Consider the following 14,991-nt stretch of genomic DNA (forward strand, 5'->3'; position numbering starts at 1 on the left):
TCTTCTTATTATGTATAGAACTTTATTAGTAATTGTATCATTGATTTTAAGCCAGATGTCATACTCCCAAGATGCTATGGATAGTAATCAACAAAAAGCGAAAGAACTGATTTTAGAATTTTTCGAGGGGTTTCATGAAGGTGATACTGCTAAAATCGCTAAGACGATCGATCCTAATCTTAGCATGTTAACTATTGCAAAAGATAAAAAAGGAATTGTTAAAACTGTAAAAACTGATTTTAATAAGTTTTTGGGAGCAATTCATAATAGACCGAAAGAGCAAAAGTGGTTAGAGAAATTATTGAGTTTTAAAATTGATGCAGATAATCAGATTGCCCAGGTTTGGACACCTTATGAATTTTATGTGAATGATCAATTCAGTCATTGTGGAGTGAATGTTTTCCAGTTATTTAATGATGGAGATAATTGGAAAATTATTGCTATTGCCGATACTCGGAATAGAGAAGGGTGTAAGTGATTTAGGGACGATTGCTTATGATCAAAAAGACTACTCCGTTATTAATAGCATGTAATAATATTGGCCAAATCATATGATTGTTAATAATCTTTATTTTACCAAACATATGTCCTGCAATAATTCTCGGAACAATCAATAGAAATAGAATACTATTTATTGTTAGAGAATCTACGTAATTGAAAATATGTAAAAATCCAAAAATCACAGAAGTTAGTTGTAGAGTAATTAATTGATTACTATCTAGGTAATTTATCAATTTGTCTAAATATGATTTTGGAATAGCTTTTAAATACGTATAGAATAATATAATCATAATGATTATGGAAACAAGGTAGCTATAGTACCATGTTATTTCTAAGGTAATGAAGATATTTATGATAAAAACTGTCCAAGAACTTAAAAATAAAGCTATGTCCTTATAGGAAGGTTTTAGCAATGTTCTAAACATGAGTTCTTCAATGCATGGTGCAAAAACTACCATAGCTAAAAACGCCTTAAGTTTATCTTCTTTTATAATTTCTAACAGTGCATCTTGAGAATATTTCTGCAAGTCCAAGTATGGAAAAATACTTTGAAGAACAAGCACACAGATAAAGAAGAGAATATACAATCCAAATAGCCTAAAATAAGATGTGATTAATTGTTGGATTTTCTGTAACAAGTTTATAGAAATATTGGTGTTATTAACAATCGCTTAGGCTTACTTTTATAGCTAATCCTCCTTCGCTGGTTTCTTTATATTTTGTATTCATATCTTTTGCGGTTTCCCACATAGTTTCGATAACTTTATCTAAAGGTACTTTGGCACTAGCTGCATCAGAATCTAGAGCCATTTCACAAGCGTTAATAGCCTTTATAGCACCCATAGCGTTTCGTTCTATACAAGGTATTTGTACCAAGCCTCCTATAGGATCACAGGTTAAACCAAGGTGATGCTCCATTGCTATTTCACTGGCCATTACTACTTGTTCTGGAGTACCTCCCATTAACTCAGTTAAAGCTCCTGCTGCCATAGCAGAAGAAACACCAATTTCTGCCTGACAACCTCCCATAGCTGCAGAAATAGTAGCACCTTTTTTAAATAAACTACCTATTTCTCCGGCTACCAGCATAAATTGTTTCACATCGTCAAAATTTGCATCATGGTTTTCTATGACCATATAGTACATCATGACAGCTGGTATAACACCCGCACTTCCATTCGTTGGAGCTGTAACTACTCTTCCTAATGAGGCATTTACTTCATTAACTGCAAGAGCAAAACAAGATACCCATTTTAGGATTTGCCTGAATTTTACCTCTGTATTTCTTATGGCCTCAATCCATTCTGTCGGATTGTTATAAGTGGAATCTCCAATAAGTTTTTTATGTGTGTCGTATGCTCTTCTTCGTACATTTAATCCTCCAGGAAGTGTACCTTCGGTATGACAACCTGTATACATAGATTCAAGCATCACATTCCAGATTTCCTGTATTCTGTTATTAATTTCTGCATCACTCTGAAGAGATTGTTCATTCTCTAGAACAATTTCAGAAATCATTTTATTTTTTTGTTGGCAATAAGAGATAAGATCTGAAGCTTTCTGGATGGGTAAAGGAAACTCTCTAAAAGCTTCCATTTTTTTCTTTTCCCTTTTTCTTTCCTCTTGTACCACAAAACCTCCACCAATGGAATAAAAAGTAGAGTCGATTGTTTTATTATCTGCTAACGTTGCAGTAAATGTGATGGCGTTAGGATGAAATTCTTTGAATTCTCTATTGAATATAATTTGGGTTTCTGGATCAAAATCAACTTTCAATTCTTGATTAAAAAGTAATGTTTTATCTGATTTTATCTGGTCAATAATCTCAGGTATCAGGGCAACGTCTATTGTTTGCGGATCGTATCCACAAAGGCCCAAAATGGAAGCAATGTCAGTAGCGTGTCCTTTTCCGGTTAAAGATAAAGACCCGAACAAGTCAACTTTTATTGAAATGACAGAGGTAAAAAGTTTATTTTCTTTCAGTTCTGCGATCCAACGTCTCCCAGCTCTCCATGGTCCAAAAGTATGAGAACTAGAAGGGCCAACTCCAATCTTAAGCATATCAAAAACACTGATACATTCCATAATTGCCAATTGTGTGTGAAATTATGGCGGTAAATATAACGTATTGATAAAAAAAAACTATTTTTTTTACAGAATAGTTAAGTTTTGCTTGTTTTTCTTTAAGGTGTTATTGAGCTTGTTTAAAGGATTTTATGGGATAATGACATCCTGTCATATAAATAGTCGTGGCATAATCATTGACCTAAGAGGAATAAATAATTTAGAAAACACTAATAACATTTATATAGTAATATGAGTAAGATAATAGGAATAGATTTAGGGACGACAAACTCTTGTGTTTCTGTAATGGAAGGTAATGAGCCCGTAGTTATCCCTAATGCAGAAGGAAAGAGAACAACTCCATCTGTAATTGCTTTTGTAGAAGGAGGAGAAATTAAAGTTGGAGATCCTGCAAAACGTCAAGCGGTTACAAACCCGACTAAAACAATCTCTTCTATTAAAAGATTTATGGGGAATAAATTCTCTGAATCATCTAAAGAAGCAGAAAGAGCTGCTTATAAAGTAGTGAAAGGAGACAACGATACACCTAGAGTTGATATAGATGGTCGTTTATATACACCTCAGGAATTATCTGCAATGACACTTCAAAAAATGAAGAAAACTGCAGAAGATTACTTAGGTCAGGATATTAGTAGAGCGGTAATTACAGTACCTGCTTATTTTAATGATGCACAACGTCAGGCTACTAAAGAAGCTGGAGAAATCGCTGGATTAAAGGTTGAAAGAATTATTAATGAGCCTACTGCAGCTGCACTAGCATATGGTCTTGATAAAAAGGGTACTGACCAAAAAATAGTAGTATTTGATTTTGGAGGAGGTACTCATGATGTATCTATCTTAGAATTAGGAGATGGAGTATTTGAAGTATTATCTACAGATGGTGATACCCACTTAGGAGGAGATGATGTAGATCAAAAAATTATTGATTGGTTAGCTGAAGAGTTTAAAGCAGAGGAAAGCATGGATCTTCGTCAGGATCCGATGGCTTTACAGCGTTTAAAAGAAGCTGCTGAAAAAGCAAAGATAGAATTGTCATCTTCTGCTCAAACAGAAATCAACTTACCATACGTTACTGCTACAGCTAGTGGACCTAAACACTTAGTAAGATCATTAACAAGAGCTAAATTCGATCAATTAATCGATGATTTGGTAAAACGTACAATCGAGCCTTGTCGTACTGCATTAAATTCTGCAGGACTTTCTACAAGTGATATCGATGAAATTATATTAGTTGGTGGATCTACTCGTATTCCTGCAGTTCAGGAAGCAGTAGAGAAGTTTTTCGGAAAAGCACCAAGTAAAGGTGTTAACCCAGATGAGGTTGTGGCTATTGGAGCTGCAATTCAGGGAGGAGTACTTACTGGAGATGTAAAAGACGTATTGTTATTAGATGTTACACCACTTTCTTTAGGAATAGAGACTATGGGTAACGTAATGACAAAGTTAATCGAAGCGAATACGACGATTCCGACTAAAAAGTCTCAAGTATTCTCTACAGCAGCAGATAATCAACCATCTGTAGAGATCCATGTTTTACAAGGAGAGCGTCCAATGGCAGCTGATAATAAGACTATAGGTCGTTTCCACTTAGATGGAATTCCGCCAGCACAGAGAGGAGTACCACAAATCGAAGTAACTTTTGATATCGATGCCAATGGTATTATAAAAGTGTCTGCTACTGATAAAGCTACTAACAAATCTCAGGATATTCGTATCGAAGCATCTTCTGGATTAACAGAAGAAGAAATCGAAAGAATGAAGCAAGAAGCAGAAGCAAATGCAGAAGCAGATAAAACAGCTAAAGAAACTGCTGATAAGTTGAATGAAGCAGATGGAATGATTTTTCAAACGGAAAAACAGCTTAAAGAGTTTGGTGACAAATTATCAGATGATAAGAAAAAGCCGATCGAAGAAGCTCTTGAAGAATTGAAGAAAGCTTACGAAACTAAAGATCTTGCAGTTATTCAGCCAGCGCTTGATAAAATAAATGAAGCTTGGAAAGTAGCAAGTGAAGAAATGTACAAAGCACAAGCTGAAGCACAGCAAGGTGGAGCAGCAGGACCTGATGCCGGACAACAATCTGGTGGAGGAGATTCTGAAGCTAGCGATGTAGAAGATGTAGATTTCGAAGAAGTAAAATAACAATGTTATTCTGGATAGAAAAAGCACAGTGAAAACTGTGCTTTTTTTTTATATCATAACAGTAATAAGCCAAAAAAATAGTGTACATTTATCGAGGCTTAATAATACTTTTACATTTATTTTTCACACACAATTATTCTTGATTTAGATTGCTAATGTCTAATTCGACAATGTTACGTCTAAGTAATGGAATATACTTATGAGTTTATCTCAAGTTTTTCGTAGAAAAATCTTTTGGTTTTTTGATATTCTAAAGGGGAACGATATTAAAAAGCATTTTGAGGATATTAAAGAGTTGATAGAAAATCCTCATATTCAGTCTTCTATTGATAAAAAAGAAGAATATCTTCAAAAGATCTTACAACATGCAGTTAGCACAACCTGGTTTTATCAGAAATACTCAGGGTATGAATCTATTGCTGATTTTCCTGTAATTAATAAAAATGTAATTCGTGATAATTTTGAAGAATTTAGATCTTCAAAATATAAGCCTAAAGATTGTGTAGAGATATCAACAAGTGGTTCTACCGGAGCACCTTTTTCAGTATTACAAAATAAAAGTAAGCGATGTAGAAATACAGGAGATAATTTGTATTTCTCTAGTAAATCTGGGTATGAAATTGGGCAAAAACTTGTCTACATAAAAATTTGGAGTGAAAACTATAAACATAATCCATTATCTAGATTTTGGTGGCAGAATATTTATCCAAAAAGTGTTTTTGATCTTTCTGACAAAGAAATTAATAGCTTAATAAAAAAACTCAGAAGGAATACTTCTAAAAAGAGTTTTCTGGGATATACATCAGCTTTTACAACTATTTGTCAATATCTAGATAAAATAGAAGCTAGTCCAATAGAATCCAATGTTCAGTCGATCATTACGATGTCAGAAAGTATGAATGATTATGTTAGAATAAGTATGAAAAAATATTTTGGTATAGCACCAATATCTCGCTATTCTAACAATGAAAACGGAATTTTAGCTCAGGAAGATCGCAATGCTCCTTCGAAATTTGTAATTAATTCTGCTAGTTATTTTATTGAAATCTTCGAGTTAGATAAAGATATACCTGTTTTACCTGGTAATAAAGGCAGAATTATAGTTACTGATTTACATAATTATGCTATGCCTTTGATTCGATATGATACTGGTGATATAGGAACAATGGATGTAGATGAAAGTAATACATCCTATTTATCTTCAATACAAGGAAGAAAATTAGATCTTATTTATAACACAAGAGGAGAAATTATTCCATCACATGTTTCTTATAAGTTGTGTAAATATGGAGATTATAAGCAGTTTCAACTAATACAGTATGGTAAAAAAGATTATACTATCAAATTAAATACTGATAAGAAAATTGATGAGTTTACATTACTTGAAGAATTTAAAGGGTATTTCGGAGATGATGCAAATATTGATATTCAGTATGTTGATGAAATCCCACTTTTATCTTCGGGTAAACGAAAAGAAGTAACTAATACGTATCATATTTAATCTAATTATGAGTGTATTCTGGAGAAGGATACATTCTAAAATAAAATTGACTATCTAAAAGCTCATCGTTGTAAATGCGTCTTACCATAGCTTAGGGATAAGAAGATTGAGCGTTTTTAGATAGCCAATTTAGGTATTCAATATGCTATATTATCGCACAAATTTCAAATATTTTGAATCTGATCTTGCGATATATAGACCTCTTGGTAGGGAGGATAAATTAATAGTTGGTGTGTCCTTTAGATTGTCTATTTCATATACTTTTTTTCCTGTAGTGTTAAATATACTTAGGGATTCAGCTTGAATACTGTTATTTACTACTAAAGAAGCTGAAGCGCTATTAAAATATAGTTTGTTACTATCAAAGGCTACGTCATCTACACTTAACAATTCATCAATTACAATTTCAGGGTATTCACCACCAGTGTCCCAAGTAACATCCGATGTTGCGTCAGGATTATCCGCAGAGGATAGTTTACCAAATATGTAGTACTTGGTTCCAGTTAGCGAGGCACTTGTTGGGAAATCAGATGGGATATCTAGGGTAACTGTAGTAGATACATTAGTTCCAGCGGTTACAGTTGGTGTTACAATAACTGCAGAACTGTTAGCTACAGAACCTCCAAAAATTCCTGGGGTATCAGCTTCCCATATCTGAAATTGTGTAGCAACATCCATAGAAGCGGTATAGGTATAATTAAGGGTGATAGATTCACCTTGCACCACTGTAACAGGATTCGAAGAATCATAGCTGATAGCATATGGTGGATCAGTTACTGTGATCAAAGGATATACTCCAGCAGTATCCCAAGTAACATCAGCCGTAGCGTCAGAGTTGTCAGCGGAGGCTAACTTACCAAATATCCGATACTCAGTTCCAGATAGTGAGGAACTTACGGGTAAATCTGCAGGTATATTAAGTGTGATAGATCCTGAAACATCAGTTCCTGCATCTAGATTTGGAAATTCAGCTACAGCTGTTCCAATAGCGGTGCTTCCTCCAAAAATACCTTGATCATCAGTTTCAAAAATTTGAAATTGAGCACCTACAGCCATAGATGCTGTGTAGGTGTAGTTTAAGGTAATGGATTGACCTGCAACTACCGTAACAGGATCAGCAGAATCATACGTAATAGAATACTGTGCATTTAGAAAACTAATACTACTAATAAGGGATAATAGAAATAATAGAGATTTTTTCATAATGTTAAGTTTGATTATAATTAGATTTTTATTTGAAAAAAAAAGAGTTAACGAGAAAAAGTTTATCGATTTGTTCTTCGGAATAGAAAAACGTATCATCTTGCTAGGCTAATAACAAAATTTGGTAAAAAAGAATTTACCTTCAATTATAAAATATGTTGATAGAGGCTTTTTCTGAAATCCGGATATAAATGTTCGTAAGTTGTCTTTGTTAGTAGAGATTTTACCATAATTGAATTATTAATATTGGTTTTTGTTGAATTCGCAATAAAACTGTTAAAACATAATAGTTTTATAATGACACTAAGGTATCATACAAGCTAATTCTCTACTGTAAGATATGTTGCAAATGATGGTAATTATGCAGCATTTGTTATTAAATGGTAAGTATTCAGTAAGTTAAGAGTGTGTTCTTATCCAAGAAAATAAATAAGGATTACCTATGGAATTTTGTTCTTTTTCTATTCTTTATCCAATTATATTGTAACATTATATACTTAAAAACCTACTGCGGTATCGTCACCGCGTCTGTCCGCACCACCTTCTAAACTTCCATTTGGTAGTACAAGGATTCCATCGACTTTACCAATTACACGGGTTTCTTCTTCATTGGTTTTATAACCTTTTGCTTTTAGACTATCGATAACTTTTTTATCAAAAGAATTTGGTTCAAAAATAACCACATCAGGCAACCATTGGTGATGAAAGCGAGGAGCATTTACGGCATCCTGCATACTCATTCCATATTCTTTTACATTTAATATTGTTTGTAATACCGAAGTAATAATTGTGGATCCACCAGGTGTACCTACTGACATCCATAGTTTTCCATCCTTTTCTACAAGCGTAGGAGTCATAGAACTTAGCATTCTTTTTTCCGGAGCAATGGCATTCGCTTCTGCTCCTAGCAATCCGAACATATTAGGAGTACCAGGTTTAGCACTAAAATCATCCATTTCATTGTTTAAAAAGAATCCCAGTTCCGGAACGTATAATTTAGAACCGTAAGCTCCATTTAGTGTCGTGGTAACAGAAATAGCATTCCCAAATTGATCTACGATGGAGTAATGGGTCGTTTCACTACTTTCATATCCAGGTATGGTTCCATAACTCAAATCCGAAGATAGCGTAGCTTTATTAGGATCGAAATTATTCATTCTATCTGCTAGGTAGGAATCACTAATTAAAGTGTCTATTGGAATTTTTACAAAATCGGGATCTCCTAAGTAAAAACTTCGATCTGCGTATGCTCTTCTTTCTGCTTCGGTAATTATCTGAATAGATTTTAACGTATTATGGCCATAGCTTTTGAGATCATAGGGTTCAATCATTTTCATGATTTGCGCCAAGCAAACTCCACCGCTAGAAGGAGGAGACATAGAAATAATATTTAAATCTTTGTACGAAAATTGTATAGGATTTCGCCATTTAGCTTCGTATTTACCAAGGTCTTCCATGGTGATAATTCCACCTTTGGATTGTAAATAGTCTACCAATTTTTGACCTGTTTCACCCTTATAAAATTCATCTTTTCCATTTTCTATGATCCTTCTTAGGGTTTTGCCAAGCATAACATTTTTTAAGGTGTCTTTTGCTTTAATAGTTCCTGCATAAAGAATCGTGTCTTTGTTGGTTTCAATAAAAAGTTCTTTAAAATGATGTAATCTTTTTTCTTGCATTTCTGTGATAACATATCCATCTTCTGCTAATGCAACTACGGGAGTAAGTAGTTCTTCGATAGATAGTGTCCCGAATTTTTTATGAACTTCAAAAATACCAGCAATTGTTCCCGGAACACCTACTGCCATAGCGCCTAACTGACTTTTTTCTGGAATAGGATCTCCGTTTTCATCTAAGTACATATCCTTAAATGCAGCTAGTGGTGCCTTTTCTCTATAATCAATAGCACCTACTTGTCCATCTGCTTTTCTATATACCATAAATCCACCACCACCAAGATTACCGGCATAAGGGTAAGCTACTGCAAGAGCCATTTCGGTAGCAACCATTGCATCAAAAGCGTTACCGCCTTTTTTAAGAATATCTCTACCAATTTTTGAAGCTTCTTCACGTGCAGATACTACCATAGCATTTTTTTCTATAACTCCAATGACTGGTTTTTTTTCTGTCTTAACTACAGGTAGTTCCTGATTCTTTTTACATGAAACAATAATAATAAGTAACAATACATAAAGAATTCGCATGGTGCTTAATGGTTTGATTAATAATTTATTTCTTTAATAAGGTTATTTTTTTGATCATAAAATTTCCAATAACCAGAAGGTTTACACTTATCTATATGACCTTCAGACTTTACGATACCATTTTTATGATATTCTTTCCAATATCCCTGTTTTTTATTATTCTGATAATGCCCTTCGGCTTTCACTTTTCCATTTCTATAGAAAAATTTCCAAAACCCATCTTTCTTTCCTGCTGCATAGTGTCCAATACTTTCTAGATTAATTGAATTTGTATAATAATTCTTGGTATATCCATTTTTAGAAGTTACTACACCTAGATCGTTACACAAGTTTTTAGAAATAGTATCGTTACTTGTTTTATTACATGAAACTAGAACTACTAATAAAAATAGGAATATCATTTTCATAGGGTTCGCATTTCGTTTTTAGTAAATAATTCAAGCTCTTCAAAAAATGTTCTGAACTCTTTTTCAAAATCACTATAATATTTCTCGAGTTCGATTACCGCAAAATTCATCTTAGATCTATTTTTGGTTCTATGATTCATTTGATATAAAATTCTTCCAATACCTGGTATGGAAGCATAACTTAACAACCAATTATCCCGAAACATATATGGCAAAAAATCCTGAACACGTTTAGGAAGTATTTCATAATTTGTTTCTAGTAATTTATAAAAATCAGCTACATATATTTCTAATGGAGTGCTAGAAAATTCATTCCAATAGGCTGCTAAAAAATGATCATATAGGATATCCACAATTACACTACTGTAGTGTCCGTATTTTGGAAATAATCTCAAAACACTTTTTCTTACTATAGGATGGCTGTCAGTATAAGAGTCTATTTTGCGATGTAGTGTAATACCTTTTTGAACTTGATTCGGAAACTGAGAAAACTTCTTTCCTTTTACGGAGTCTGCTATAAAGTTTCCTATTTTCAGTTCATCATCATCTCCAGAAAGATAAATATGGGCTAAAAAATTCATTAGGTGAATTTACAATTTTTTAGAATGTTGTTGTTGTTTTTGTGTAAACTTTAATTTTAGAGTTGTGGTAATGACCTTAAGCTCTTACATTTGCCAAAAACAAAAAATAATCGATCAATATTATGACATTAATCAAATCAATTTCTGGTATTCGAGGAACTATTGGAGGAAAAGTTGGAGAGAATTTAACTCCTGTAGATGCTGTTAAATTTGCATCAGCCTATGGAACCTGGTTAAAAAATGCTTCACAGAAAGAATATCCTACCGTTGTAGTAGGTAGAGATGCTCGTATTTCTGGGGCTATGATACAACAACTAGTAATGAATAGTTTGGTTGGATTAGGAATACACGTAATTGATTTGGGATTGTCTACAACACCTACCGTAGAAGTAGCAGTACCCTTGGAGAAAGCGGATGGCGGTATTATTCTAACCGCTAGTCATAATCCTAAACAATGGAACGCACTAAAACTATTAGATAATAAAGGAGAGTTTCTGAATGCCGAAAATGGTAAAAAAATCCTTGATATTGCAGAAAATGACGATTATCATTTTGCTGAAGTTGATGATTTAGGAACTATTACAACCAATGATACATATATTGATAAACATATCGAAGAGGTGTTGAATCTTTCTTTGGTAAATTCTGAGATTGTAAAAGAAGCTGGGTTTAAAGTTGTCGTAGATGCGGTAAATTCCACAGGAGGAATTGCTATTCCTAAATTATTAGAAAAGATGGGAGTGGAGGTAGTAGAATTATATTGCGAACCTAATGGTCATTTTCCTCATAATCCAGAACCATTAAAAGAACATCTTACTGATTTATCTGAGTTAGTAGTTAAAGAAAAAGCACATTTTGGTCTTACCGTTGATCCAGATGTAGATCGTTTAGCTTTTATGAGTGAAGATGGTGAGATGTTTGGAGAGGAATATACATTAGTAGCTTGTGCAGATTTTGTACTTGGTAAAACTCCTGGCAATACGGTATCTAATTTATCTTCGAGCAGAGCATTAAGAGATGTAACAGAAAAACATAATGGAAGCTACGAAGCTAGTGCAGTTGGAGAAGTAAATGTAGTTACTAAAATGAAAGCAAATAATGCTGTTATTGGTGGAGAAGGTAATGGCGGAATTATATATCCAGAATTGCATTATGGAAGAGATTCATTGGTTGGTGTAGCCTTGTTCTTAACGCATTTAGCTGAAAAAAAATGTAGTGTTAGCGAATTACGAAATAGCTACCCTTCTTATTTTATGAGTAAGAATAAAGTACAATTGACACCAGAATTGAATGTTGATGAAATTCTAAAAGGTTTTCATAATAAACACATTGCCGAAGAGGTAAGTACTATAGATGGAGTAAAGGTTGATTTCAGTGAATCTTGGGTACACTTAAGAAAAAGTAACACAGAACCTATTATTAGAATCTATACCGAAGCATTAAGTCAGGAAAAAGCGGATCAATTAGCAAATGAAACGATTAATACGCTAAAAGAGATAGCTAGAATCTAATAGAAAATAAATTTGCTTCTGTAATAGGAAATGAACTATTGCAGAAGCAAAATTCAAATTAATGTACCGTTGCATCTTTAGGAATTTCAGCATTACGATGTTTCCATCGTTTATGAGTCCATAAATAGTATTCAGGTGCTTTTTTTATTTGTTCTTCTACCATACGTAAATAAGTTTTTACGATGTAAAAATCTTCACAGTTCTTAGCATTTTCCGTTATAGGAATAAATTTAGCTTCGTAATACCCACGTTTTACTTTTTCGACATGAAGATAAGCCACCGACATATCTAGTCTTTTGGCTAAGACTGATCCGCCAACGTGTGTTGGAACCTTGATACCCATAAAATCTGTCCAGTACGTAGCTTTTGCTAGACTTGGCGATTGGTCAGATAGAAAAGCATAGGAACAAAGTTTGCCATTTACTTTATCTTTCGTAATTTCTTTCATGGCATTATAGCTACGGATAAGTCGAGCATCATAACGTTGTCGTATTCTATGGACTAACTCGTCAAAATATTTATTCTTGATTTGCTTGTAAACTCCCACTGTAGGGAAATCTATCAAGAGTTGTGTTACTGTTGCCCATTCATAACTAGCGTAGTGTGCCATGAGTACCACAATACTCTTGTTCTTAGATTCCAAATTTTTGAGAGTTTCTATATCAATAATCTTAAATCTTTCCAATAAATCTTTATCACTAATAGAAATAGACTTTACCATTTCTAAAAACATATCACACATATGTTTGTAAAAAGCTTTTCTAATTCTCTTAATTTCCTGATCGGATTTCTCAGGGAAAACCAGTGTAAGATTTTCGGTAACAGCTTTTTTCCGATATCCAATAATCCTATATACAAAGATGTATACAGCTGTAGAAAAAGCATAAAACAAACGCCAGGGGAGTTTTGATATAATCCATAAAAAAGGATATACCAAGAGGTAAACTATTAACTGCATTGTGTTTAATTAAGCGTACAAATATAAACTTATTTAAAACCCAATAATCTTAGAATAATCTTAAAATAAACAAATGTTAAATCAACTTGCAATTGGATTTTTTGAAGGTGCTGCATCGCGATGTTTCCAACGTTTATGCGTCCAAAGGTAGTTTTCAGGTTTATGTCTAATTTGTTCTTCTAATAATCGCGTGAATTTTTCGGTAATCGCATATTCATCTTCATTTTGTGGATCCTCAGAAATTGGAACCAAAGTGGCTTCATAATAACCGCGTTTTACCTTTTCTACGTGTAAATAAAATATACTAAGACCTAATCTTCTAGAAAGAACTTCTCCTCCTACAAAAGCTGGTACTTCTATTCCCATAAAGTCAATCCAAAATGTAGCATTATTAAGTTTTGGTGATTGATCAGATATTAAACCATATAAACTTAGCTCAGGATTTTCTTGCCTTTGATCCATGGTCATTTCTCTAAATACTTTAGCACTAGGTATTAATCGAGAATTAAATCTTCCTCTAATTCTGTGAACTAATTTATCGAAGTATTTATTTTTGATCGGTTTGTAGATTCCCACACACCTAAATTTACTTATTAAATCAATGGAATTGGTCCATTCATAACTATTGTAATGGCCCATCATGGTAATAATACTCTTATTTTTTTCTTCTAGAGTTACCAAAGCATTTAGATTGGTAATATGGAAACGTTTTACTATTTCTTTTTCGCTTATCGATAAAGAACGAATCATTTCCAAAAACATATCGCACATATGTTTATAGGAGGCTTTTCTAATTCTATTAATCTCTTTCTTGTCTTTTTCTGGAAAAGCAAGTTGCAAGTTTTCAGTTACAGTTTTTCGTCTGTATCCAATGATGTAATAAACTAATATGTAAATACAAGTAGAAAAGAAATAAAAAATTCGCCAAGGTAATTTAGAGATCATCCATAATAGCGGATACACTAGACAATAAACTGCTAATTGCATTGATTTGGTTTTTTGGTGGCTAAAGGTAAACTATTTTAACTTAAAGTTAAGAAACTTTGAAAGCAATCTTATTTCCAATATTATCAACGCTTTTTTAGCTGTAAATATGTGCTATATTTGATCTTCAAAAAATAGGTTATGTTGAATATTGATATTGTCCTAATCGTTATAATAGTGGCGAACGTGATCGTTTCTTTAAAAGGACTTAATGATTTTTCCTTCTTAGAACGTTATAAGTTTAATATTGGAGGCGTGAGAAGAGGTGAGCAAATACGTATGTTAACTTCTGGATTTTTGCATGTGGATATTATGCATTTATTCTTCAATATGTTTACGCTATATTTTTTTGCTCCAGTAGTCATTAACTCTTTGGGAAATATTAAGTTTCTGGTCATCTACTTTTGTAGCTTAATCGTAGGTAACCTCTTTTCACTTTTTTTTCATAAAGATGAATATCATTACAGCGCAGTAGGAGCTAGTGGTGCAGTTTCTGGAATAATATTTTCTGCTATCTTATTTCAACCGGGAATGAGTTTATACCTTATGTTTATACCTATTCCAATTCCTGCTTATATTTTTGGTATAGGATATTTATTGTATTCTATTTATGGAATGAAAAGTAGAATTGGAAATATTGGGCATGATGCTCATTTTGGAGGAGCTGTAGGAGGTTATGTGGTTACATTGATATTAGCTCCTTATTTGTTTCAAGAAAATCCACTTATGATAGGATTATTAGCAATTCCTATTATTATATTGTTCATAATGAAACGTCTTGGAAAATTATGAGTCGTCCTAAAATAGGTTGACAATTTTACAAGATTTTATTTAATCCCTTGAAGCTAGCTTCAAGGGATTTTTTGTTATGTATAAAGTTAGGTGTTTTTAAGTTAAGACTCCAGTGTGGTCTT

General features: G+C 33.1%; 13 protein-coding genes. 5 read left to right on the plus strand and 8 right to left on the minus strand.

The genetic code is table 11. The features are described from left to right. Positions 1–10 precede the first annotated feature (10 nt). Positions 11–478, plus strand: coding sequence for a nuclear transport factor 2 family protein (locus ACWNT5_RS23095; protein ID WP_456518692.1), 468 nt, complete (start codon positions 11–13; stop codon positions 476–478). 1 nt (position 479) lies between these two features. Here the strand turns inward: ACWNT5_RS23095 and ACWNT5_RS23100 are convergent, their stop codons facing one another. Then, positions 480–1,034: a type II CAAX prenyl endopeptidase Rce1 family protein gene (locus tag ACWNT5_RS23100; RefSeq protein WP_456518693.1), complete on the minus strand. Its 555-nt coding sequence runs from the start codon at positions 1,032–1,034 to the stop codon at positions 480–482. 127 nt (positions 1,035–1,161) lie between these two features. Beyond that, positions 1,162–2,586 carry an L-serine ammonia-lyase gene (locus ACWNT5_RS23105; RefSeq protein ID WP_456518694.1) on the minus strand — a complete coding sequence of 475 codons (1,425 nt, stop codon included), beginning with the start codon at positions 2,584–2,586 and terminating at the stop codon, positions 1,162–1,164. A 231-nt stretch (positions 2,587–2,817) separates the two neighbouring features. Here ACWNT5_RS23105 and dnaK point away from each other — a divergent pair, with 231 nt between their 5' ends. Continuing rightward, positions 2,818–4,728 (plus strand): molecular chaperone DnaK, encoded by a 1,911-nt coding sequence (gene dnaK, locus ACWNT5_RS23110; RefSeq protein ID WP_299610489.1) that lies wholly within the window; start codon positions 2,818–2,820, stop codon positions 4,726–4,728. A 199-nt stretch (positions 4,729–4,927) separates the two neighbouring features. Next, positions 4,928–6,229, plus strand: coding sequence for a CoF synthetase (locus ACWNT5_RS23115; protein WP_456518695.1), 1,302 nt, complete (start codon positions 4,928–4,930; stop codon positions 6,227–6,229). Between the two features lie 150 nt (positions 6,230–6,379). Here the strand turns inward: ACWNT5_RS23115 and ACWNT5_RS23120 are convergent, their stop codons facing one another. The 4 genes from ACWNT5_RS23120 to ACWNT5_RS23135 all read right to left on the minus strand — a co-directional run bounded on the left by ACWNT5_RS23120 (position 6,380) and on the right by ACWNT5_RS23135 (position 10,624). After that, complete coding sequence (locus ACWNT5_RS23120) at positions 6,380–7,432, minus strand: T9SS type A sorting domain-containing protein (protein ID WP_456518696.1); 1,053 nt, start codon at positions 7,430–7,432, stop codon at positions 6,380–6,382. 497 nt (positions 7,433–7,929) lie between these two features. After that, entirely contained in the window at positions 7,930–9,636 is a 1,707-nt protein-coding gene (gene ggt, locus ACWNT5_RS23125; protein WP_456518697.1) for a gamma-glutamyltransferase, read from the minus strand. Positions 9,637–9,653: 17 nt separating this feature from the next. Continuing rightward, positions 9,654–10,043, minus strand: coding sequence for a toxin-antitoxin system YwqK family antitoxin (locus tag ACWNT5_RS23130; RefSeq protein ID WP_456518698.1), 390 nt, complete (start codon positions 10,041–10,043; stop codon positions 9,654–9,656). Continuing rightward, positions 10,040–10,624 (minus strand): acyl carrier protein phosphodiesterase, encoded by a 585-nt coding sequence (locus ACWNT5_RS23135; RefSeq protein ID WP_456518699.1) that lies wholly within the window; start codon positions 10,622–10,624, stop codon positions 10,040–10,042. Before ACWNT5_RS23135 ends, ACWNT5_RS23130 begins: the two co-directional genes overlap by 4 nt. A 122-nt stretch (positions 10,625–10,746) precedes the next feature. Here ACWNT5_RS23135 and glmM point away from each other — a divergent pair, with 122 nt between their 5' ends. Continuing rightward, the gene (glmM, locus tag ACWNT5_RS23140) at positions 10,747–12,135 is read left to right on the plus strand and encodes a phosphoglucosamine mutase (RefSeq protein WP_456518700.1); all 1,389 of its coding nucleotides are present in this window, start codon (positions 10,747–10,749) and stop codon (positions 12,133–12,135) included. Positions 12,136–12,193: 58 nt separating this feature from the next. Here the strand turns inward: glmM and ACWNT5_RS23145 are convergent, their stop codons facing one another. Next, complete coding sequence (locus ACWNT5_RS23145) at positions 12,194–13,093, minus strand: lysophospholipid acyltransferase family protein (RefSeq protein ID WP_299610511.1); 900 nt, start codon at positions 13,091–13,093, stop codon at positions 12,194–12,196. 81 nt (positions 13,094–13,174) lie between these two features. Next, positions 13,175–14,080 (minus strand): lysophospholipid acyltransferase family protein, encoded by a 906-nt coding sequence (locus tag ACWNT5_RS23150; protein WP_299610514.1) that lies wholly within the window; start codon positions 14,078–14,080, stop codon positions 13,175–13,177. 138 nt (positions 14,081–14,218) lie between these two features. Between ACWNT5_RS23150 and ACWNT5_RS23155 the strand changes: the two genes are divergently transcribed. Continuing rightward, on the plus strand, positions 14,219–14,869 hold the full coding sequence (locus tag ACWNT5_RS23155; RefSeq protein WP_299610516.1) for a rhomboid family intramembrane serine protease: 651 nt from the start codon (positions 14,219–14,221) through the stop codon (positions 14,867–14,869). Positions 14,870–14,991 lie beyond the last annotated feature (122 nt).

This window comes from Aquimarina sp. 433, assembly GCF_054054605.1.

Excerpts from the sequence above, each read along its gene's own strand:
- ACWNT5_RS23130 (WP_456518698.1), bottom strand. The coding sequence starts at position 10,043 with ATGAAAATGATATTCCTATTTTTATTAGTAGTTCTAGTTTCATGTAAT.
- ACWNT5_RS23150 (WP_299610514.1), bottom strand. The coding sequence starts at position 14,080 with ATGCAATTAGCAGTTTATTGTCTAGTGTATCCGCTATTATGGATGATC.
- ACWNT5_RS23155 (WP_299610516.1), top strand. The coding sequence starts at position 14,219 with ATGTTGAATATTGATATTGTCCTAATCGTTATAATAGTGGCGAACGTG.
- ggt (WP_456518697.1), bottom strand. The coding sequence starts at position 9,636 with ATGCGAATTCTTTATGTATTGTTACTTATTATTATTGTTTCATGTAAA.
- ACWNT5_RS23095 (WP_456518692.1), top strand. The coding sequence starts at position 11 with ATGTATAGAACTTTATTAGTAATTGTATCATTGATTTTAAGCCAGATG.
- ACWNT5_RS23115 (WP_456518695.1), top strand. The coding sequence starts at position 4,928 with ATGAGTTTATCTCAAGTTTTTCGTAGAAAAATCTTTTGGTTTTTTGAT.
- dnaK (WP_299610489.1), top strand. The coding sequence starts at position 2,818 with ATGAGTAAGATAATAGGAATAGATTTAGGGACGACAAACTCTTGTGTT.
- glmM (WP_456518700.1), top strand. The coding sequence starts at position 10,747 with ATGACATTAATCAAATCAATTTCTGGTATTCGAGGAACTATTGGAGGA.
- ACWNT5_RS23145 (WP_299610511.1), bottom strand. The coding sequence starts at position 13,093 with ATGCAGTTAATAGTTTACCTCTTGGTATATCCTTTTTTATGGATTATA.
- ACWNT5_RS23105 (WP_456518694.1), bottom strand. The coding sequence starts at position 2,586 with ATGGAATGTATCAGTGTTTTTGATATGCTTAAGATTGGAGTTGGCCCT.
- ACWNT5_RS23120 (WP_456518696.1), bottom strand. The coding sequence starts at position 7,432 with ATGAAAAAATCTCTATTATTTCTATTATCCCTTATTAGTAGTATTAGT.
- ACWNT5_RS23135 (WP_456518699.1), bottom strand. The coding sequence starts at position 10,624 with ATGAATTTTTTAGCCCATATTTATCTTTCTGGAGATGATGATGAACTG.